Genomic DNA, 21,744 nt, shown 5'->3' with positions numbered 1-21,744 from the left:
GAACCTTCCCGAGTACAGGAGAGACAGCCATGCCCCAGCCCAGAGAATCCCTCGTCGGTGCACTGCCCGCAACCCAGGTTCCCCGCTACGCCGGCAAGGGCACGTTCGCCCGCATCGCCGACATCCACGAGGTCGACGACTACGACATCGCGATCCTCGGTGTCCCCTTCGACGGCGGCACGTCGTACCGGCCCGGCGCCCGGTTCGGCCCCATGGCCGTCCGGCAGGCGGCGCGTGCGCTGCGCCCCGGCTATCACGTCGAACTCGGCGTCGCACCGCTCGAAGAAGTGCAGGTCGTCGATGCCGGTGACGTGACAGTGACGCCGTACGACATCGGCGAGGCCTGCCGGCAGATCGAGGCACACGCCTCCGAGATTCTCGGCGGCGGCGACCGCAAGATCGTCTCGATCGGCGGCGACCACACGATCGCCCTGCCGAACCTACGGGCGCTGCACGCCAAGCACGGACCGATTGCCCTGGTGCACTTCGACGCTCACCTCGACACCTGGGACACCTACTTCAACGCACCGGTGACGCACGGGACGATCTTCCGGCGCGCGTTCGAAGAGGGTCTTCTCGTCGAGGACCACTCCATCCACGTCGGAATCCGCGGTCCGATCTACGACCAGGCCGACCTGAACGACGACGCGCGGATGGGATTCCGGATCATCCGCGCGGGCGATCTGGACGTGATGGGCATCGAGGCGGCCGTCGACGTGGTCCGCCGGCGCGTCGGGGACGTCCCGGTGTACGTGTCGATCGACATCGACGTCCTCGACCCCGCATTCGCCCCCGGAACCGGCACGCCGGAGGCAGGTGGCCTGACATCCCGCGAACTACTCCGGATGCTGCGCCAGCTGACCGGGCTCAACGTCGTCGGCGCCGACGTCGTCGAGGTGGCCCCGGCCTACGATCACGCCGAGATCACCTGTGTCGCAGCCGCTACCGTGGTATTCGACCTCGTGTCGCTCATGGTCGCGGGTTCACAGCGCGACACCGTGTCCGCGGCGGCCGAAGCCATCGGCGCATCGGTGCCGAGTTACTGAGAGCCCTGAATTTCTCAGCACCTGACGAAGCGGTGCCCCGGCAACGGGGCACCGCTTTCTGCGGTCAGAACGGCTGGCGTGCTACCCGACAACCCCGATTACCTCACGCAGCACCCGGGTGACCGTCTGCACCGCGGGCGACGGATTCGCGTCCTGCCAGGCCATCGCGATCGGGAGGGTCGGGGCCTCGCCCGCGATGGGAAGGTACTCGACCCCGGCCATCGTCAGGTTTGCCGTCGAATCGACCACGACGGCCACCCCGACGCCGGCGCCGACCATCGCGAGCAGGCTGTACGGGTCGGGCGCCTCGTGCGCGACGACAGGGGCGAATCCTGCCGCCGCGCACAGCGCGAGCGTGGCGTCGCGGACCACGGAACCGTGTTCGGCGGGATAGATCACGAACCGTTCGCCCGCCAGTGCCTCGGGCGCGACCGCGCCGGCGTCGACGAGGCGGTGGCCGGCCGGGACCGCGACCATCAGTGCCTCCTCGAGCACAGTGTGCGTCGCGAAACCCCGCGGGACCGGCAGCCCGACGATGCCCATGTCGAGGGTTCCGCGGGCGAGGGCGTCGAGCACCTCGCCGGAGTACATCTGCGGGCGAAGGTCGAGTTCGATGCCTGGGTAGGCGTCGGCGAGGGAGCGGGCGAGGACCGACAGCACCGTGTAGCCGCCCGCGCCGCCGAACCCGACGGTTACGCGGCCGGTCTCCCCGGCGGCCGCCGCCTGCGCGATGCCCCGCACGATCCCGATCTGCGCCTCGATGGTCCGGGCCGGACCCACCAGCGCCTCGCCCGCGGCCGTGAGGCGCACGGAGCGGGTGGTGCGGACGAACAGGTCGGTGCCCAGTTCCCGTTCGAGAGCCCGCACGGTCTGGCTGAGCGGGGACTGCGCGACATGGAGACGCTCGGCGGCACGCCCGAAATGCAGTTCTTCGGCCACCGCGAGGAAGGCGTGCAGGTGACGGAGTTCCATGACGCTCCTCGGGGATTATGTGTCTGGATCACCTAAACAAGCTGAATTAAGTCTTGGACTCTACACGGAATCCCGGCCATAGTGATGCACACCACCTCACATCGGTGTGACGCCCCGAGCACGAAAGTCAGGGAGAACCGTGAATCCGAATCCCGGCCGCGACGCGGCACCACCCGAATACAGCACCCGGCAGGCCCGCAAGGCGGGTGTCACCGCCTTCGTTGGCACCACCATCGAGTGGTTCGATTTCTACATCTACGGCACCGCCTCCGCGCTGGTGCTGGGCCGGCTGTTCTTCCCCGACGCCTCGCCCGCGGTGGGCACTCTCGCCGCCTTCGCGACGTTCGCGATCGGGTTCGTGGCCCGCCCACTCGGCGGAATCGTGTTCGGTCACTTCGGCGACAAGTTCGGACGCAAGAACGCCGTCATCATCACGCTGATCCTGATGGGGATCGGAACGGTCGGCGTAGGCTGCCTCCCCACCTACTCGCAGATCGGGATCTGGGCGCCGGTGCTCCTCGTCGCGCTCCGCGTGGTCCAGGGCGTCGCCATGGGCGGAGAGTGGGGTGGCGCCGTCCTCATCGCCACCGAATTCGCGCCACCGAACAAGAAGGTGCTGTACGGCGCGTTCGCGCAGCAGGGATCGCCCGTCGGCAATCTGCTCGCCACCCTGGCGTTCCTCGCGCTGACGTTGTTGTCGGACAGTGTGTTCGAATCCTGGGGCTGGCGTCTGCCGTTCCTCGCATCCGCCGCCCTCGTCGTCGTCGCGCTGTACATCCGGCTGCGCATCTCGGAGACCCCGGAGATGAAGAAGGCCGTCGTCGCGCAGGAGCGCACCCGGATGCCGCTCGTCGAGGTCCTGCGTTCGCACCCCATGGAACTCGTCCTCGGCGTCGGCGCGGTGGTCGCGGGCGTCGCCATCACCTACGTCAAGACGACATTTGCACTCGCCTGGGCCACCGCCGACCTCGGATTCGACCGTGGGGACTTCCTCCTCGTGATCACCATGGCGCTCGTCGCACAGGTTCTCGTGCAGCCGTTCGGCGCCGTACTCGCCACGAAAATCGATCCGTCGCGGGCTATCCGGTGGATGCTGCTGCCCGAACTGATCCTGCTGCCCCTGATGTTCCTCCTCGTCCAGACCGGGTCCGTGCCCCTGGCCATGCTCGGCATGGTGCTGGCCACCGCGCCGCACGCGATGTACTACGCCGCGCTCGCCGGCATCCTCGCCCAGGTCTTCCCGACCAACGTCCGCTACACCGGAATCTCGCTGTCGTATCAGCTGTCCACGGCGATCTTCGCCGGAACCGCCCCGATGCTCTGCCAGTTCCTGCTCACCCGTACCGACTCGATCTGGCCGGTGGTCGCCCTCGGACTCGGCTACGTCGTGCTCTCGCTCGTCTGCATGACGCTGCTGCTCCGCCGCGGCAAAGCTCGCTCGGGCGGAGCCGACACCGAGCCCCGTCCCGAACACACCTCGACCCGGAAAGATGTTGCCCACTCATGAATTTCGCTCACACCGATCCCGCCCTGCGCGCCGTCGTCGACCGGTGGACCACACCGTCGGACCGCGACACGCTGAACGCCCTGCTCGACCGGCTGGGCGCGGACGCCGCCGGCCGACTCGACGCCCTCGCTGTCACCGCGGACAAGAATCCGCCGGTGCTGCAGCAGTTCGACCGGGACGGCGAACGCATCGACCGGATCTCGTACCACCCGGCCTACCAGGAACTGTGCCGCGCCGCCTACAGCGAATACGGACTGTCCGCACTGTCGCACCGCGGCGGCCTGCACGGCTGGGACGCCGTCCCGCCGCACCTGGTGAAGTACCTCGCGTCGTACGTCTTCGTGCAGGCCGAGTTCGGGCTGGCGTGCCCCGTGTCGATGACGGACGCCGCCGCCCGCACCCTCCGCATGTTCGGTGACCCCGAGGTGTTCGGGCCGTGGATCGACGCGCTGACCTCGACGGACCCCGACGACGCGATGACCGGCGCGATGTTCATGACCGAACCGCAGGCCGGCACGGACATCGCCCGCACGGAGACCCGGGCCGAACGCGACGGCGACGCGTGGCGGCTGACCGGGAAGAAGTGGTTCGCGTCCAATCCCGACGCCGACGTCATCGTGACGCTCGCCCGGTTCCCCGGCGGCGACGACGGCTCCACCCGCGGCGTCGGAATGTTCATGGTCCCCAAGGTTCTCGCGAACGGCGAGCGCAACAGCTACACGATCGACCGGCTGAAGGACAAGCTCGGTACCCGCTCGATGCCCAGCGGTGAGGTGTCGCTGACCGGGGCGTGCGCCCTGCAGGTGGGCGAACTCGACCGCGGGTTCCGGCAGATGGCCGAGATGGTGAACACGTCGCGGCTGTCGAACGCGATGCGGTCGAGCGCCCTGATGCGGCGGGCCGTGCGCGACGCCGTCGACCACGCCCGGGTGCGGGTCGTGTTCGGCAAGACCCTGTTCGACCAGCCCCTGATGCGCGCCACCCTGCTGCCGCTCGCACTCGACGCCGAGGCGGCGCTCGCGCTGGTGGCGTACAGCGCGCAGTGCCTGCAGGCAGCCGACGCCGGAGACGACTCCGCCCGTGGGTTGATCCGGGTCCTCACCCCGCTCGCGAAGCATTACGTGTGCAAGCGGGCCCGGGTGGTCACCGGCGAGGCCATGGAGATCCGCGGGGGCAACGGCTACATCGAGGAATGGGCCCACGCCCGGCTGGTCCGCGACGCCCACCTGGGGTCGATCTGGGAGGGGTCGAGCAACGTCATCGCCCTGGACGTGCTGCGGTGCATGCGCAAGTTCGGTGCGCATCGTGGTCTGGCAGACACGATGCGGGGCATCCTCGGCGGCCTCGGACCGGACTGCGGTCCCGGCGCCGAGATTCTCCGCCGACGGTGGGACGACCTCGTCGCGGAAGGCGATCTGCTCGTCGCCGGGGACGACGACACCGCGCAGGCCGGGTGCGCGCGCCACGCGAACGCACTGGCCCGTGCGGCGATGGCCACCCTGCTGTTCGATCTGGCGGATTTCGCGATCGGCACGGGCAGCGGCCACCGGTCGCTGCTCGTCGCGAACGCCTACCTCGCCGGCGAGTCTGGAGACATTCCCGAGGCCGCCCTCCGCAACCTCGCGGCCGTCGTCGACGGCACCGACGTCGCCGCGGACGTCGCGCGGGCCGCCGCATCTCGAACCGACTCTGCGACAGGAGTTCTCCTGTGACCACCACCCACACCGGACCGGCACCCCTCGCGGGGGTACGGGTGCTGGACCTCTCCAAGATCCTCGCCGGACCGTACGCCACCATGTCGCTCGCAGACCTCGGTGCCGACGTCACCAAGGTCGAGCATCCCGACGGCGGTGACCCGACACGGTCGTGGGGGCCGCCGTTCGTCGGCGTCGACGCCACGTACTACCTCGCGATCAACCGGGGCAAGAAGTCAGTGACCGTCGACCTCAAATCGGAAGAGGGACAAGACCTCATCCACCGCATCCTGGAGGAGACCGACGTCGTCGTCGAGAACTTCAAACCCGGCAGCGGCCTGCAGCGGATCTTCGACTACCGGACGCTGTCCGAGCGGTACCCGCACCTGGTCGTGCTGCACATCTCCGCGTTCGGGGAGGAGGGTCCGTTGCGGGACGAACCCGGCTACGACATGATCGCGCAGGCCGCCGGTGGCCTCATGTCGCTGACCGGTGAGCCGGGCGGGGCGCCGATGAAGGCCGGATTCGCGATGGGCGATCTGGGGGCGGCGCTGTTCGGACTGGTCGGCGTGCTCGCCGCCCTCGTGGAGCGGTCGCGGACCGGCCGCGGGCAGTACGTGACGACGTCGCTGTTCGAGTGCCAGCTCGCGCTGCACGTGAACTGGGCGACGAACTATTTCGCCACCGGGGAGCGTCCCGGCGCGCTGGGTTCCGGTCATCCGAATCTCGCTCCCTATCAAGCGTTCCCCGCGAGCGACGGATACTTCGTCGTCGCGGTGGGCAACGACACGCAATGGGCGAGCCTGTGCTCGGCGATCACGCGGGACGACCTGACGACCGATCCGCGGTTCGAGCGAAACCGTGACCGCGTCGCGAATCGCGGCGATCTCGAGCGGGAACTGTCGATGGCGTTCGCGTCGGGCACCGTCGAGCACTGGTGCGACACGCTCACCGTGCACGCCGTTCCCGTGTCACCGATCCGGCACCTCGACGAGATCTACGCCGACCCACACACCGCGGCCCTCGGCATGATCGGCACGGTCGACCACCCGACGATCGGCAGCCTGCGGCAGATCGCGTTCCCGGTCAGCTTCTCGGGCGAACGCCCGCACCTGACGTCCGCGCCGCCGGTGCTCGGCGCCGACACGGATGCAGTACTGGGTGCCCACCGGCCGAAGTCGGTGGTCGGCGGATAGACCCGGCTACCCCGGGCGAGCTGAGGCTCCCGTTCAGTGCGAATCTATTCCGAATCTTGCCAGAAGGCATCGGCGAGACGCTCGACGAGCCGCTGCATCTGTTGCAGGCCTTCGGGAATGCGGTCGGGGCCGAACCGGTACCGGGGACCGTTGAGGGACACGATCGCCACCAGGTTCCCGGACGAATCCCTGACGGGACGAGACAGGGAGATCAACTCTTCCTCGAGCTCGTTGTCGATGAGAGCGAAGCCGTTTTCTCGGATCCGATCGAGTTCGGCCAGGAGGGCCGCGCGGTCGGTGACGGTGTGCGCGGTGTATGCCTCGAGCTTTTCGGGCAGGCGGCCGAGGACCTTCTTGATCGGCCACTCGGCCAAGAGGACCTTGCCGCTGGAGCTGGCGTGGAGGGGATACTGCTTGCCGATCATGTGAGGGGACATCCGGGATGTCGTGCCCACGACGTGTGAGCCGGCCGCCTCGGCGATGAGGTCGAGCTCGTCCTTTGCATTCGGCACCGACAAGGTCACCGTTTCGTCGAACGTGTCGGCCAGCTCCTGCAGCAACGGCCGAGCGCGGGCTGCCAGACCGGCATGGGGGTCGGCGTGCCGTCCGAGTCGGGACATCTCCGAGCCGAGGATGTAGTTGTTGTCGATGCGATCCACCAGGCCGGTCCGCTCGAGGCTGTGGAGCAGACGAAATGCGGTGGGACGGGAGATGCCGACGGCTTTGGCGAGGGTGCTCACCGTCGCACCGGTCCTGGGCCGGGATGCAAGTTCGCGCAGGAGACGGACAGCCTTGGTCACCGACTTGTTGGCAATCTCCGCCGGCTCGCTGGGATTCACTGCGATCACTGTGGCCGTCCTCGGCTCGTTCATTTGCGCCCCCGATCCTTTCGTGTGTCCCAGTTGTGGGTCAGGCGGCGGTGAGTTGCCGGATTCCGCCGAGTCGGCCTTGGTGGAAGACGAGGGGTTCGCCGTGTCCGGTGTCCATGTGCAGGATGCGGGCGATGACGATGGTGTGGTCGCCGCCGTCGAGTTCGTGGGTGATGTCGCAGTCGACGTAGGCGTGGGCGCCGGTGATGCGGGGTGATCCGGTCTGGGACAGGGTCCAGTCGATGTCGGCGAATTTGTTGGGTTGTTTGCTGGAGAGGGCGCGGCAGATCGGTTCCTGGCCGGCGGCGAGGATGCTGGCGCAGAGTCGGCCGGCGGCGCGGACCTTGGGCCAGCTGGTGGAGGTGTGGGCGACGCTGAAGCTGACCAGGGGTGGGTCCAGGGACAGTGATTGGAAGGTGCCGACGACGAGGCCGCAGGGGTGTTCGGCGTCGGGGGTGATGCCGGAGAGGGCGACGACGCCGGTGGGCAGGTGTCCCATGACGGTGCGGTAGTGGGCCTGGTCGATGGTGGAGGTAAGCATGGTGGCTCCTCTTCGGGGTCGCGGCGCGGCGCGGGTGCCGGTCTAAGACTGAGGTCATTGACGTTCAATTTATGAACGGGATGTTCAAACTGATGTTAGTATTGCGTCCTAGATCACACCCTGTCAAGCGTTTCGGGGTCACCGGTCGGGCGACTGTCTCTTCGTGCAGATGACCTGTTGTGGTGTTGTTCGACAGGGTATTCCGTGCGCGGACTGGATCCGGGCGCGGGCGGAACTGCGACGGCAAGGCGTGACGTCGGGCCGTGTTGACCGCCATTGAGGGCCATGTCACAATTTCGATCACAGTGTTCAAAATATGAACATCAATAATCCTGTGGAACCTCGGCCCGGCACACACGAGAACAGATGAACGAAGGAGAACAGGTGAAGATCGCGCAGATCGAACTCTTCCAGGTGGACTTGCCGTACTCGGGCGGTGTCTATCTACTCTCGGGCGGCCGTTCGTACACCTCGTTCGATGCCTCCATCGTCCGCATCACCACCGATGACGGCCAGCAGGGTTGGGGCGAGAGCACACCGTTCGGCTCCACCTACATCGCCTCCCATGCTCTCGGCACTCGCGCCGGGATCGCGGAGATCGCACCCCACCTGCTCGGCCGGGACCCACGTCAGGTCGACCGGATCAACGACGCGATGGACGAGGCACTCGTCGGCCACAACCACGCCAAGACCGCCCTCGACGTCGCGTGCTGGGACGTCTTCGGCAAGTCCGTCGGACTTCCGATTGCCGAACTCCTCGGCGGTTCGACCGGTGTTCCGATGTCGATGATCTCGTCGATCTACGCCGGTGAACCGGAGGAAATGCGCCGCCGCGTCGCCGATCACCGCGCCAAGGGATATCGCGGCCACTCCATCAAGATCGGCGCACTCGACAGCGAGGGTGGGCCCGCGCTCGATGCGGAGCGGATCGCCGCATCCCTGGCCGACAAGCAGCCCGGTGAGTTCTTCCTGGTCGACGCGAACGGTGGACTGTTGCCGGAGACCGCGCTGCGGATGCTCCGGATGCTGCCGCCCGGCCTGGACTTCGTGCTCGAGGCCCCCTGCGCCACGTGGCGGGAGACGATCTCGCTCCGCCAGCGGTGCCCGTACCCGATCATCGTCGACGAACTCGCCCAGCAGGACGAGGACATCACGTTCGCTTCGGCGCACGACGTCGCCGACGGCATCGGACTGAAGATCTCCAAGGCCGGTGGTCTGACCCGCGGCCGTCGTCACCGCGACATCGCGCGCGCTGCGGGGATGACCGTCAGCGTGCAGGACACGGTCGGCTCGTCCATCGCGTTCGCGGCGATCGTACAACTCGGCGCCACCGTCCCGCCGCGCACGCTGCGCTGCGTCCTCAATTGCGAGGACATGGTGACGCTGCCGACCGCGAGGTTCGACGTGCTGACCGAGGACGGCGGCATCCTGCCCCCGAACGCTCCCGGACTCGGGATCGAGGTCGACGAGTCGGTGCTCGGCGACCCGGTTGCCGTGTGGAGCGACTGAGGTAACACCGAAAAGCCGCGTCGGGGTGAGTCTTGCGACTCACCCCGACGCGGCGTATCTGTTCCGGCACCCACACCGTCACGGCAACACGAGGTCAGAGGCGGACACCCTCGGCTGCGAATGTGCCGCGTGCCAGCGCCAAGGCCGCCTGCGCGCCTTCGTGAAGCAGCTCGTAGTCCGCGGCGAGAGCGACGGTCCGGATTCCGTTCTCGGCGCACGCCGTCGTCATTTCCTGACTTCCCCCGTAGGCGGCGACGTCCAGTCCGTGGCGGGTGCACGCCTCCACGATTGTGCGAACGGCATCGAAAACAGCTCCCCCCAGGACGTCCGAGGCGGAACCGGCCAGCGACAGGGTGAGGTCTGCCGTGCCGATCAGGATCCCGTCCAGTCCGGGCGTCGCGCAGATCGCTTCGGCTTCGGCCAGGCCGTTCGTGTCCTCGATCATCAGGTAGACCCGCTGGCGGGGCGCCGAGGCCGGGCGCAACGCTGCCCGAACCGGTCCCCACGAGCGGTGTCCCTCGGGGGCGTAGCGGCAGAAACCGACCGCCTCACGTGCTTGGGCGGCCGACCCGATCTGTGGGACGACGACGACGTCGGCGCCCATGTCGAGCGCCCAGTTGGCTTGTGCGTAGTTCGTCGCCTGCGTCCGCACCCAGGCCTCGACGCCAGCGCCCTGCACCGCCGAGAGCAGGGGCACGACGGAGTCGGTTCCCAGTGCGCCGTGCTGCAAATCGATCACGGCCCAATCGAATCCAGTCCGAACCATCAGTTCGGCAGCGAAGACGGAGTCGAGCGTCAGCCACGCTCCGAGTGACGGCGCGGTCGAGGTCGAGGTCATTGCGGGGTACTCCATTCGGGGATCTGCGGGCGGCGGTCGGTGAACGCCGCCGGTCACTTCTGGGGTGTCGGTGGAATCAGCACAAGCTTTCCGATGTGCTTCTTGGCGAGGAAATCCTCCTGCGCACGAACGATGTCGGACAACGGATAGGTGGCCGAGACGACCGGACGGATTTCATTCCGCTCGATGTATCCGACGAGGTTCTCGAACACGGCGTCGTCCTGGAAGGTGCATCCGTACAGCGTGAGGTCTCTGAGGTAGACCGTGCGCAGGTCGATCTCGGAGATCGGCCCACCGATGGCACCGGCGATCGTGTAGCGGCCACCCGTGCGCAACACGTCGAGCAGTTGAGGCCACTGCGGTCCGACGACGAGATCGACGACCACATCCACCGAGCCGGCACCGAGCGCGCCGATCAGGTCGACTCCCCGCTCGATGGTCCGATCGGCGCCCTGCGCCTTCACCTCGGACGCCTTGTCGGGCGAGCAGACGGCGATCACCGTGGCGCCGCGGCGTTTGGCGAGTTGCACCGCAGCGAGTCCGACACCGCCCGAGGCGCCGGTGATCAGCACGCGTTCGGCACCGACCGCGGCGCGGTGCAGCATGTTCTCGGCGGTGGAGTAGGCGCACGGTAGCGCCGCGAGTTCGGCATCGCTCCACTCGGAGTCGACCGCGAAGGTTTCCCGGGCCGGAGCCACCGCGTACTGCGCGAAGCCGCCGTCGCATTCGCTGCCGAACGTCCAGCATTCGTACGGGCGGTAGTCGACGTAGCTGCGCAGCATGGTGCGCACGAGGACCCGTTCGCCGATGCGGTCGGGGGAGACGCCGTCACCGACCGCGACGATGCGCCCACACACGTCCGCGCCCTGAATCCGGGGGAATTTCAGGGTCGTGCCCGACCAGCTGGCATCGTCGTCGTCGACGGATTCGAACCCGCTCGCGCCACCAGAGCTCGTGTCGGAGTCGATCGCCTTCGAATACCACCCGATGCGGGTATTGATGTCGGTGTTGTTGATTCCGGCGGCGGCGACCTCGATCAGCACCTCACCCCGATCTGGTCGGGGGACGGCGACGTCGGTGCGGTACTCGAGTTTGTCGAGTCCCCCGTGGCCGGTCAGGAGAACTGCGGTCATGTGTTCCGGCAGCAAGGTTGGCTCCTTCGGATTTCGATCGGATGTGTTCGTGGGCCGGTGTATCCCGGTCACACCGGCGCGGCGAGCGGTTCGCGTGCGACGAACGTCTGGGTGAGTTCGCCGATGTCGGTGATGCGGCTGCGCAGCACGTCGCCGGGGCCGAGGAACCGCTGCGGTGTCCGGCCCACCCCGACGCCGGCGGGCGTGCCGGTGAACACCACGTCGCCGGGGTAGAGCTCGAGGGTGTGCGAGAGGTGCTCGATCAGCGCCGGCACCGGGAAGATCATCTGCGCGGTGCGTCCGAACTGGACGAGCTCGCCGTTGATGCGGGTCTCGAGCGTGAGATCGTTCGGATCGGCGAACTCGTCGATCGTCACCAGCGCCGGCCCGATCGGGGCGAACCCTCGATGCGACTTGGCGAGACTGAACTGCGGAACCGGTCCGGCCAACTGTCGCCCGCGGTCGGACAGGTCCTGTCCGACAGACAATCCCGCGACGGACTCCCATGCCCGATCGGCCGGGATGTTGCGGCCACCTCGGCCGATCACGACCACGAGTTCGACCTCCCAGTCCACCGTGTCCGAGGGAAGGGGCACGGTGGTGACCGGGCCGGAGATCGCCGAGGCGAACTTGGTGAAAATCACCGGCGACTCGGGCTGTTCCACACCGGACTCCGCCGCGTGGTCGGCATAGTTCAGGCCGACGGCGAACACCTGGCGCGGCGCCGGCACCGGCGAACCGAGTCGACCCGGGTCGATCCCACCGCGTTGCGCCGGGGTGACCCTGTCTCGGTTGCCCGTGTACCAGGTGACGAACTCCGCCCACCGCTCGTAGATCTTCTGCGGATGGGAGGAAAAATAGCCGTGGCTTTCCCCCTCGACATCGACGAGGCCGCTGCGCGTCGACACCTGGAGGCGGCCATCGAAATTGATCAACCGCACCGGAAACTCTCCCATCGTCTGTGCTGCGTGTTCGATTCCCGCGACCGGAACGGGTGCATGCGGATCGTCACTATTTGAACAGTCCGTTCATTGTGCGTGTTTGAGGATAGTGCGGCCCAGGTCACAGCTTGTCAAGGCCGGGACGCGCTCGGCGGGGCCTGGCCGCGGGCCGGTGCGCGGGCGCGCCCCGTGTGCATTTCTGTCGAAATCGGTACCTGAGGTGCGCTATCCGGTCGAGCGCCCGCCGTGTGATACCTCGTCGGCCCGGCGCCCGCCCCGGGGTCGGCGCGGGTGGTCGCGGCTGTGACGAGACGGGGTCTTGACGGCCCATGAGGTCCATGTCACAATTTTGAGCGTGACGTTCACTTATTGAACGAATGTGATGTTGGTGGTCGAACTGCTACCGCCGGCACGCGTGCACACTTCATCCCCGCCTTTCCCCGCCCCGGACGGCATTCGCACCGTCCACGTCGGCTGTCATGTCGACGCGCACCAGCAAGGAGTGACCTGGTGACGATTACCAACACGGATTCCGTCGGAGAGTATGAGGACGGACCCGTCGGCACGAAGGCCGATCAAGGTCCGGTCGACAAGAAGCGCTTCCTGGTCAAGCTGACCGGTGTGATCGCCGGTGGCATGTTCATCGACGGCTACATCCTCGGCATCGTCGGCACCGTCATCGGTGCCATCACCCTCGACCTGAATATGTCGCTGTACTGGGAGGGGCTCATCGGCGCCTCCGCGCTCATCGGTATCTTCGTCGGCGGCCCGCTGGGGGGCTGGCTGGCCGACAAACTGGGCCGCAAGCCACTGTTCGCGATCGACCTGGCGATTTTCATCCTCGGATCCGTCCTGCAGTTCTTCGTGGACTCGGCCTGGCAACTGTTCGTCGTCCGGTTGCTGATGGGCATCGCGATCGGCGCCGACTACTCGGTCGGTTGGCCACTGCTTTCCGAATTCGCACCGCGGAGGCTGCGCGGCAAGCTGCTGGCCTACTGTGAGGTCGCCTGGTACGTCGGCTTCATGTTCGCCTTCGTCATCGGTTACGTGATGACCACCGTGTGGTCCCTCGACTGGCGCATCGTGCTCGGCTCGAGCACCGTTCCGGCGGTGATCCTGTTCCTGGCCCGGCTGGGTATGCCCGAGTCACCGCGCTGGCTGATGAACAAGGGCCGCACCGAAGAGGCCACCGAGATCGCCCACGCTTACCTCGAGGACCCGTCCGATGTCGTCGACATCGCCAACGAGGGCACCCGCTCGGGCACGTTCGGGATGCTGTTCTCCCCGGCCTACCGGCGGGCGACGATCTTCATCTCGATCTTCTGGTTCTGTGCGGTGGCACCGTATTTCGCGATCGCGACGTTCGCAGCCAGCGTGCTGGAGGGCTACGGACTCGGTGACGGACTCGTCGGCGCCATCGGAGTCAACGGCCTCGCCCTGGTCGGTGTCATGGTCTCGGTCCTGCTCATCGAACGCGTCGGCCGCCGGAAGCTGACCATCCCGCAGCAGTGGGTCTGCGCTGTGGTCTTGCTGATCATCGGATTGTGGTCGTCCGCCCCGCCCGCGGTGGTCTTGATCTGCTTCCTGGTGTTCGCGTTCGCCAACGCCATGTCCACCGCCCTGACCGGGGTCTACCCGGGTGAGATCTTCCCGACTGAGATCCGCGGCCTGGGAACCGGTTTCGCGACCGCGTTCAGCCGGGTCGGTGCGGGTCTGGGTACGTTCCTGCTGCCGTGGTCGATGCACAACCTCGGAAGTGGGGTGACGATGGTCATCGCCGCGGGCATCTGCATCGTCGGTGCCGCGGTTTCCCAGGTCCTCGCCCCGGAAACGATGGGCCGCAACCTCAGTGAAACCTCGGCCCCGCGCGGCGGTCGGCCCGTTCGAACCTGACCGATAGCCACAGCACCAGGAACCGGAGTCCGTACCAGGGCTCCGGTTCCCGGTGCTTCACGCGGTGTGGCCGTCGGGCGGGACTATTCGCCTGCCGCGTCCTGCCAGAACACCTCGACGAGGCGCTCGACGATGGCCTGCATCTGCTGGAGCGCTTCGGGGATGCGGTCGCGCCCGAAGCGGTAGCGGGGGCTGTTGAGCGTCAGGATCGCCACCAGACTGCCCGACGTGTCCCGCACCGGCCGGGACAGTGAAATCAGTTCCTCTTCGAGTTCGTTGTCGATGATGCCGAACCCTTGCTCGCGGACCTGGTCGAGTTCCCGGAGCAGAACGGCACGGTCGGTGATGGTGTGGGACGTGTACGCCTCGAGCTTCTCGGGCAGCAGCGCGAGCACCTTGTCCAGCGGCATCTCGGCGAGCAGTACCTTGCCGGTGGAGCTGGCATGCAGCGGATATTGCTGGCCGACCATGTGGGTCGACATGCGGCTCATGATCCCGACCACGTGCGAGCCGGCGGCCTCGGCGATGAGGTCCAGGCCGTCGTGCGAATTCGGCACCGACAGGGTCACCGATTCGTTGAACTTGTCGGCCAACTCCTGCAGCAGCGGTTGGGCGCGAGCGACCAGGCCGGCGTACGGGTCGGCGCGCCGCCCGAGCCGGGCCATTTCCCATCCGAGGATGTAGTTGTTGTCGATCCGGTCGACGAGCCCGGTGCGTTCGAGACTGTAGAGCAGACGGAACGCGGTGGGCCGGGAGATCCCGACCCCCTTCGCGAGCGTGGTCACGGTGGCACCGGTGCGCGGGTGCGCGGCCAACTCCCGTAGCAGCCGAACCGCTTTGGTCACCGACTTGTTCGTCATCTCCGTCGGTTCGGGTACTTCGCTCATGCCACCCCTTCGTCGTGTCGGTGCGCACCACATCCTCGGGTACGCGCTTGCACGACCACTCTACCGCCCCAGCGTTCATATAGTGAACGCTGGGGCGGCAGAGTGTGGGAACTGTCGAGCGCACACCGCGCTCCTGGATTGTCAGGACTGGGCGCGGCCCCAGGTGGACGATTGGCCGGCGGAGTTGACCGTGCGGGGGATCGCGAGGGGATTGCGCTCCTGGATCGGTGCGGGCAGGAGCACCTCCGGGGCGTCCTGGTAGGTGACCGGGCGCAGGAATCGGCGGATCGCGGTGGTGCCCACCGAGGTGTGCGAGACCGCGGTGGTGGCGGGGTAGGGGCCGCCGTGGTGCTGGGCGGGGGTGACGGCGACGCCGGTCGGCCAGCCGTTGAACACCAGTCGGCCGGCGCGGGTGGCGGCGATCCGGGTGAGGCTGCGGAGTTGCTCGCGTTCGTCGGGGGTGGGTTCGGTGCGGGTGTGGACGGTGACGGTGAGGGTGCCGTCGACACCGTTCAGGACGCGGTTCACCTCGTCTTCGGTGCCGTATTCGGCGATGATTGCGGCGGGGCCGAAGCTCTCCTCGAGCAGGGTGTCGGCCTGGGCGACCAGCTGTTCGGCGGTGGTGCGCAGCAGTGTCGGGGTGACCTCGGGGACTCCGCTCTCGCCGGTCGATGCGGTGCCCTTGACGAGGACCTCGACGCCGGGCGCCGCGGCGGCCTCCTCGATCCGGTGGTGGTAGCCCTCGGCGATCTTCGCGGTGAGCATCCGCGCCGCGGGCACCTGCTGGGCGAGGGTGGTGATCTGCTCGGTGATCGGCGATCCGGCGGGCACCAGCAGGATGCCGGGCTTGGTGCAGAACTGTCCGGCCCCGAGGGTGAACGAGCCGACGAAACCGGTAGCGATCGCCTCGGCGCGCTCGTCGAGGGCACCGGCGGTGACGACGGCCGGGTTGACGCTGCCGAGTTCACCGAAGAAGGGGATCGGGTTGGGGCGTGCGGCGGCGATGTCGAACAGGGCGCGACCACCGGCGACGGACCCGGTGAAGGCGGCTGCGGCGATCCGCGGGTCCTCGAGGGCGCGGGTGCCGGCCCGGAAACCGCTGATCAGGGCGAACGTGCCGTCGGGGGCGCCGGCGGCGGACAGTGCCCCGGCGACGACGTCGGCGGTGGCGGCGGAGGTGCGGGGATGGCCGGGATGGGCCTTGAGCACCACCGGGCAGCCGGCAGCCAGCGCGGAGGCGGTGTCGGTGCCGGCGACGGAGAACGCGAAGGGGAAGTTGCTGGCGGCGAAGACCAGGACCGGGCCCACGGGGATCTGGTACCGGCGCAGGTCCGGGCGGGCGCCGAGGACGAAGTCGGGATCTGCGCGGTCGATGATCACGTCGAGGAAGGTGCCGTCGATCAGTTCCTCGGCGAACATCCGCAACTGCACGCAGGTCCGGTTCAGTTCCCCGCTCAATCTGGCCTGGGGAAGCCCGGTTTCGATGATGGCCTCGGCGACCAGCCCGTCGGCGTGCGCCTCGAGGGCGTCGGCGATCGCGACGAGTACAGCGGCGCGGTCGTGGGGGGTGCGGTCCTCCCAGAGCGGTGCGGCGGCGGCCGCGGCGTCGAGGAGGCGGTCGAGTTGTGCGTCGGTGGTGTCCGGTTCGATCGAATGCGTGGTGTCAGTCATGAAGTGCGGGATCCCTTTCGGAGGTCGAGGCTCGCGCCGGGTGCGGCGCAGCCGGGGTGTGGGGGTCGGGCTCGCGGTTGTCTATTCGAAGGATGCGACCGGCTCGCCGAAGACGCCTTCGTCGGGGACGACGCCGAGACCGGGGCCGGTGGGTACCCGGATGCGCCCCCCTTCGATCCGGACCGGGTTGTCCGAGTCGTAGTGAATGTCCATGTAGGGCTCGGCAATCCACACGCCCTCGAGCAGGCGCGGGTGAACCGTCGAGCCGATGTGGGCACACGCGGCCGCGATGATATCCCCTCCCCAGGAGTCGTCGCACGTGTGGGGCATGGAACGCGCTTCGCAGAGATCCCTCACGGTCGCGAGGGTACCGAGACCGCCCAGTCGCGTGACCTTCAGTCCGAATCCGTCGCATACGCCGAGCGAGATCGCTCGGAGCACGTCGCCGAGATCCTCGGTGTTCTCGTCGAGGTAGACCGCGTGGTGCAGTTGGCCGCGAATCGCGGCGATCTCCTCCATCGTGTTGCAGGGCTGCTCGAAGACGAAGGGAATGTCGGCGCACTCCCGGCCGATTCGCAGGACGTCGCGCGCATACAGTCCGCGGTTGGCATCCAGGGACAGGCGGGTGCATCCGGTTGCTTCCCACACCTTGCGAACGGTCTCGATGTCGATCTCGACCGGCCGTCCGCCCACCTTGATCTGCAGACGCGGATACCCCTCGGCGATCTTCTCGACGGCGGTCCGGGCGACGTCGTCCGGCTCGCCGATGGACAGCGCGTAATAGGAGTCCACCCGATCGGTGGTCGCGCCACCCAGCATGTCGCACACGCGGATTCCGTGAGTCTTGCCGATCAGGTCGTGAATCGCGATGTCGATCGCGGCTTTGGCGTAGTTGTGTCCGTTGAGGAGCCGGTCCAGTGCGCGGCGCACGGCCAGCGGACCCGTCACCGGCATGCCGATCAGGCCCGCCGACATCTGGTTCAGTGCCGCCCGCGCGCCCAGGGCGTGCTCCGGCGCATACGTCGGGCCGACCGGGCACGTCTCACCCCACCCGGAGACACCCGCATCGGACACGATCTGCACGATCGTCGAGTCCAGGGCGGTGTAGGAGCCCTCGGACATCCGGTAGGCCTTGCCGCTGAACGGCAGATCCATCTGATACACGTGAATCTCGGCGATGCGCAACGCTTTACCTCTTTCGTGGGCTCGGTCAGGCGTATCCAGTTGTGGTCAGGCGGCGGTGAGTTGCCGGACTCCGCCGAGTCGGCCTTGGTGGAAGACGAGGGGTTCGCCGTGTCCGGTGTCCATGTGCAGGACGCGGGCGATGACGATGGTGTGGTCGCCGCCGTCGAGTTCGTGGGTGATGTCGCAGTCGACGTAGGCGTGGGCGCCGGTGATTCGGGGTGATCCGGTCTGGGACAGGGTCCAGTCGATGTCGGCGAATTTGTTGGGTTGTTTGCTGGAGAGGGCGCGGCAGATCGGTTCCTGGCCGGCGGCGAGGATGCTGGCGCAGAGTCGGCCGGCGGCGCGGACCTTGGGCCAGCTGGTGGAGGTGTGGGCGACGCTGAAGCTGACCAGGGGTGGGTCCAGGGACAGTGATTGGAAGGTGCCGACGACGAGGCCGCAGGGGTGTTCGGCGTCGGGGGTGATGCCGGAGAGGGCGACGACGCCGGTGGGCAGGTGTCCCATGACGGTGCGGTAGTGGGCCTGGTCGATGGTGGAGGTAAGCATGGTGGCTCCTTGTCAGATCGTGGTGCCGGACCCGGCAGCGGTGTAGGAGGAGTGGTCGGGGTGCAGTTCGGTGGCGATGTCCCGTGCGGCGCGCAGTGCGCTCTCGATGGCGCCGTCGATGAATCCGGCCCACAGATTCGCGATGTCACTGCTCGCGAAGTGCAGAACGCCTTCGGCGGCCTGCTGCGCGCCCAGGTAACGAGTGACCTGGTTCGGGCGGTGCATCATCCAGGTCTCCTGCGAGTACTGGTCGCTCATCCAGTCGTGTCCGGTCACCTCGAGGACATCGAGATCGTCCCGCCAGACGGTCAACGCCCGCTGAACGGCATCGCGGTCGTTGGGGTCGAGCCGCGTCGAGTCGGCCCCGAAGGCAACCAGAACTGCATCGTCGTCGCCGAGGTATTCGGTGCGCACGACGGACAGCGGGTGGGCGGCGGAGGAGTACGCGAAGAACGGGGCGATCGGGCCACGCACCCGGATCCAGCACTTGACGCCCTGGGAGGCGGCCTTCTCCCTGCTTGCGGCGAGTTTGCCGTCGTTGAGCGGTGGCGTGACGGCGAGGTCGCCGAGAATGTTCTGGGGCACGGTGAGTACCACTCGACGCGCCGTGATCACCTGGCCGTCGCTCAGGTGCACGCGAGCGCGTTCGGTGTCGTGTTCGATGCGGGAAACCTCCGCGCCGGTGCGCAGCTCCGCGGTGGTGTCCGCGGCGATCGCCGCCACCAGCGATTGGGTGCCGTCGGCGAGGCGGAAGACCGCGGACGCCTCGTGCATCAGATGCCACGAGCCCGCGGTGGCGGCGGTCCATCGCAACGCGGTGATGAAGGCCCCCTCGGTGAGTGGGCCGTTGAAGTGCCCGACCCAGGCCGCCTCGTTCGCCTGGTATTCGTCCTCGCTCAGCTGCAGCCGGTCGAGCATGTCCTGCACGCTGTACCGGTCGATGTTCGCGAACTCGGGTGATGCGGGCGGCAGATCGGGCCGGGGGACGATGTTCATGGTGTCGGCGAGCAGCCGGCGCATTCCGGGATCGATCAATTCCATGAACTGCTCGAGTGTTCCGGTGCGGACCCGGTCGCCGGCGAGCCAGTACGCCTGCTCCGCGCGCGGGCCACGGGTCACCGAGAGTCCGTATCGGGTGATCTCGGCCCACACGTGCGGCTGCACCCAGTGCATCCAGGTGCCGCCGATCTCGAGGTCCCTGCCGAGGCGGTGGTCGGTCCACACCCGTCCGCCGAGCCGGTCGCGCGCCTCGAGCACGACCACGCTCAGTCCGGTACGGGACAGCTCCCGGGCGGTGATCAACCCGGCGATGCCGCCGCCGACAACGACGACATCGGCTTCCTGATGCTGGTGGGCGCTGTCCGCCATGGTGTCTCCTCACCGCCGTGAACTCAGGGGAAGGGCGTCAGACCCCTGCGAACGCTTGCTGTTCATATTGTGAACGTGTTGTTCAATATAGATCGACAATGATCCTGAGCTGTAGATCACAATCTGTCAAGAGTGGTGGTGTGAGCATCGATCCCGTGACCGCGCCCGCCCGGGTGCGGGTGAGTTCACCCCGCGGTACGGGAACCCGCAGATGACGCCGAGGGCGAGGTGAGGCCCGCTGGTGTCGATGGTGAGGCGTCGCGTCGGCATCCATCGCGAGTTTCGGAGCGGGTCTTGACGCGCCGTGAGTCCCATGTCACACTTTTGACCACATCGTTCAGTTAATGAACACGTAGCGTGGCTGAGCTGCAGCGATCGAGCCCATCCCAACGACCCGCAGTCGCCAGAGATCCCTCGGATTCCGCGGCCGTGCACCACTTCACGAAGGTTGTGACATCACGTGCGAACATCTGCTTCCCGCCTATCCGCCCCTGCGCACGGTGATTGCCCACCGTCGTCGGTCGTGATCGCCACGTCGACGCGCACGAGCGAGGAGGGCCGATGACCATCACGAACAACGAACTCGTGGACATCGACCAGCAGTCGGTCGACAAGAAGCGCTTCCTGGTCAAGCTGACCGGTGTGATCGCCGGCGGAATGTTCATCGACGGCTACATCCTCGGCATCATCGGCACCGTCATCGGTGCCATCACCCTCGATCTCGGCATGTCGCTGTTCTGGGAGGGGCTCATCGGGGCGTCCGCGCTGATCGGCATCTTCATCGGCGGCCCCCTCGGCGGCTGGCTCGCCGACAAACTCGGCCGCAAGCCGCTGTTCACGATCGACCTGCTGATCTTCACTGTCGGTTCGGTCCTGCAATTCTTCGTCGACTCGGCCTGGCACCTCTTCCTCGTCCGGCTGCTGATGGGCATCGCGATCGGCGCCGACTACTCCGTCGGCTGGCCGCTGCTCGCCGAGTTCTCCCCCAGGCGGTTGCGCGGCAGGCTGATGGCCTTCTCGGAGGTCGCCTGGTACCTCGGATTCATGACAGCCTTTATCGCCGGCTTCCTGATGACAGCCGTGTGGTCCCTGGACTGGCGCATCGTGCTCGGCTCGAGCACCCTGCCCGCCGTCATCCTGCTCCTGGCCCGGCTGGGTATGCCCGAATCCCCGCGCTGGCTGATGAACAAGGGCCGCACCGAAGAGGCAACCGAGATCGCCCACACCTACCTCGAAGACCCCGCCGACGTCCTCGACACCACCAGCGAACCGACCCGTAAGGGCACGTTCGGGATGCTGTTCTCGCCGTCCTACCGGCGGGCGACGATCTTCATCTCCGTCTTCTGGTTCTGTGTGGTGGCACCGTATTTCGCGATCGCGACGTTCGCTGCCAGCGTGCTCGCCGACTACGGTCTCGGCGACGGACTCGTCGGCGCCCTGGGGATCAACGGCCTCGCACTGGCCGGTGTCGTCATCTCGGTGATCCTCATCGAACGGATCGGCCGCCGGAAGCTGACCATCCCGCAGCAGTGGGTGTGCGCCGCGGTCCTGGCCGCGATCGGGCTCTGGACCTCTGCACCGCCGGTGCTGGTGCTCATCGGCTTCCTGGTCTTCGCGTTCGCCAACGCCATGTGCACCGCGCTGACGGGTGTCTACCCGGGCGAGATCTTCCCGACCGAGATCCGCGGCCTGGGAACCGGTTTCGCGACCGCGTTCAGTCGCGTCGGAGCCGGTCTGGGTACGTTCCTGCTGCCGTGGTCGATGCACAACCTCGGCGCGGGCACCACGATGCTCATCGCGGCCGGCATCTGCGTCGTCGGCGCGTCGGTCTCCCAGGTCCTCGCCCCGGAAACGATGGGCCGCAGTCTCAGCGAAACATCCGCTCCACACCAACGGTAACCACCCCGATCCCGAGCGCGGAGTCGCCGGACCGACAACGATGTCAGCC

The 21,744-nt window shown here is 67.5% G+C and carries 18 protein-coding genes; 7 read left to right on the top strand and 11 right to left on the bottom strand.

Features of this window, described 5'->3' with window-relative positions:
• Window positions 1-29 precede the first annotated feature (29 nt).
• Entirely contained in the window at window positions 30-1,046 is a 1,017-nt protein-coding gene (gene speB / locus JWS14_RS15425; RefSeq protein ID WP_072936875.1) for an agmatinase, read from the top strand.
• An 81-nt stretch (window positions 1,047-1,127) separates the two neighbouring features.
• Here the strand turns inward: speB and JWS14_RS15420 are convergent, their stop codons facing one another.
• Window positions 1,128-2,018, bottom strand: a complete 891-nt coding sequence (locus JWS14_RS15420) for a LysR substrate-binding domain-containing protein (RefSeq protein WP_072936876.1) — start codon at window positions 2,016-2,018, stop codon at window positions 1,128-1,130.
• 139 nt (window positions 2,019-2,157) lie between these two features.
• On the opposite strand from JWS14_RS15420, the gene JWS14_RS15415 reads away from it, so the two are divergent.
• From JWS14_RS15415 to JWS14_RS15405, 3 genes are read left to right on the top strand one after another with little or no spacing between them, the layout of a single operon-like run.
• A complete protein-coding gene (locus JWS14_RS15415) occupies window positions 2,158-3,525 on the top strand; it encodes an MFS transporter (protein ID WP_072936877.1) in 1,368 nt (455 codons plus the stop codon).
• Entirely contained in the window at window positions 3,522-5,237 is a 1,716-nt protein-coding gene (locus tag JWS14_RS15410; protein ID WP_206013688.1) for an acyl-CoA dehydrogenase family protein, read from the top strand. Before JWS14_RS15415 ends, JWS14_RS15410 begins: the two co-directional genes overlap by 4 nt.
• A complete protein-coding gene (locus JWS14_RS15405; RefSeq protein WP_206013687.1) occupies window positions 5,234-6,415 on the top strand; it encodes a CaiB/BaiF CoA transferase family protein in 1,182 nt (393 codons plus the stop codon). The genes JWS14_RS15410 and JWS14_RS15405 overlap by 4 nt, the downstream gene beginning before the upstream one ends.
• Before the next feature lie 44 nt (window positions 6,416-6,459).
• Here the strand turns inward: JWS14_RS15405 and JWS14_RS15400 are convergent, their stop codons facing one another.
• Entirely contained in the window at window positions 6,460-7,287 is an 828-nt protein-coding gene (locus JWS14_RS15400; RefSeq protein ID WP_206013686.1) for an IclR family transcriptional regulator, read from the bottom strand.
• Window positions 7,288-7,324: 37 nt separating this feature from the next.
• Window positions 7,325-7,825, bottom strand: coding sequence for a flavin reductase family protein (locus tag JWS14_RS15395; protein WP_206013685.1), 501 nt, complete (start codon window positions 7,823-7,825; stop codon window positions 7,325-7,327).
• A 366-nt stretch (window positions 7,826-8,191) separates the two neighbouring features.
• Here JWS14_RS15395 and JWS14_RS15390 point away from each other — a divergent pair, with 366 nt between their 5' ends.
• Window positions 8,192-9,334 (top strand): mandelate racemase/muconate lactonizing enzyme family protein, encoded by a 1,143-nt coding sequence (locus tag JWS14_RS15390; protein WP_241031348.1) that lies wholly within the window; start codon window positions 8,192-8,194, stop codon window positions 9,332-9,334.
• Window positions 9,335-9,428: 94 nt separating this feature from the next.
• Here the strand turns inward: JWS14_RS15390 and JWS14_RS15385 are convergent, their stop codons facing one another.
• The 3 genes from JWS14_RS15385 to JWS14_RS15375 form a co-directional block, all read right to left on the bottom strand.
• Window positions 9,429-10,172, bottom strand: coding sequence for an HpcH/HpaI aldolase family protein (locus JWS14_RS15385; RefSeq protein ID WP_241031347.1), 744 nt, complete (start codon window positions 10,170-10,172; stop codon window positions 9,429-9,431).
• A gap of 53 nt (window positions 10,173-10,225) precedes the next feature.
• The gene (locus tag JWS14_RS15380; RefSeq protein WP_095862020.1) at window positions 10,226-11,305 is read right to left on the bottom strand and encodes an alcohol dehydrogenase family protein; all 1,080 of its coding nucleotides are present in this window, start codon (window positions 11,303-11,305) and stop codon (window positions 10,226-10,228) included.
• Between the two features lie 68 nt (window positions 11,306-11,373).
• Window positions 11,374-12,261, bottom strand: a complete 888-nt coding sequence (locus JWS14_RS15375) for a fumarylacetoacetate hydrolase family protein (RefSeq protein WP_083395739.1) — start codon at window positions 12,259-12,261, stop codon at window positions 11,374-11,376.
• A 495-nt stretch (window positions 12,262-12,756) separates the two neighbouring features.
• Here JWS14_RS15375 and JWS14_RS15370 point away from each other — a divergent pair, with 495 nt between their 5' ends.
• Window positions 12,757-14,139: an MFS transporter gene (locus JWS14_RS15370; protein ID WP_083395740.1), complete on the top strand. Its 1,383-nt coding sequence runs from the start codon at window positions 12,757-12,759 to the stop codon at window positions 14,137-14,139.
• An 83-nt stretch (window positions 14,140-14,222) separates the two neighbouring features.
• Here JWS14_RS15370 and JWS14_RS15365 read toward each other — a convergent pair whose 3' ends face one another.
• From JWS14_RS15365 to JWS14_RS15345, 5 genes are all read right to left on the bottom strand, one after another.
• Complete coding sequence (locus JWS14_RS15365) at window positions 14,223-15,026, bottom strand: IclR family transcriptional regulator (protein ID WP_095862022.1); 804 nt, start codon at window positions 15,024-15,026, stop codon at window positions 14,223-14,225.
• A 141-nt stretch (window positions 15,027-15,167) separates the two neighbouring features.
• Complete coding sequence (locus tag JWS14_RS15360) at window positions 15,168-16,697, bottom strand: aldehyde dehydrogenase (NADP(+)) (RefSeq protein WP_206013683.1); 1,530 nt, start codon at window positions 16,695-16,697, stop codon at window positions 15,168-15,170.
• 81 nt (window positions 16,698-16,778) lie between these two features.
• A complete protein-coding gene (locus tag JWS14_RS15355; RefSeq protein WP_206013682.1) occupies window positions 16,779-17,882 on the bottom strand; it encodes a mandelate racemase/muconate lactonizing enzyme family protein in 1,104 nt (367 codons plus the stop codon).
• A gap of 45 nt (window positions 17,883-17,927) precedes the next feature.
• Window positions 17,928-18,428 carry a flavin reductase family protein gene (locus tag JWS14_RS15350; RefSeq protein WP_206013681.1) on the bottom strand — a complete coding sequence of 167 codons (501 nt, stop codon included), beginning with the start codon at window positions 18,426-18,428 and terminating at the stop codon, window positions 17,928-17,930.
• Window positions 18,429-18,440: 12 nt separating this feature from the next.
• Entirely contained in the window at window positions 18,441-19,796 is a 1,356-nt protein-coding gene (locus JWS14_RS15345) for a flavin monoamine oxidase family protein (RefSeq protein ID WP_206013680.1), read from the bottom strand.
• A gap of 561 nt (window positions 19,797-20,357) precedes the next feature.
• Between JWS14_RS15345 and JWS14_RS15340 the strand changes: the two genes are divergently transcribed.
• Window positions 20,358-21,695, top strand: coding sequence for an MFS transporter (locus JWS14_RS15340; RefSeq protein WP_206013679.1), 1,338 nt, complete (start codon window positions 20,358-20,360; stop codon window positions 21,693-21,695).
• Window positions 21,696-21,744 lie beyond the last annotated feature (49 nt).

This window comes from Rhodococcus koreensis, from assembly GCF_017068375.1.
GTDB classification, from domain to species: Bacteria; Actinomycetota; Actinomycetes; order Mycobacteriales; family Mycobacteriaceae; genus Rhodococcus_F; species Rhodococcus_F koreensis.
The sequence above is the reverse complement of the archived record's forward strand: the minus strand, read 5'-3'. Positions and strand labels throughout refer to the sequence as shown.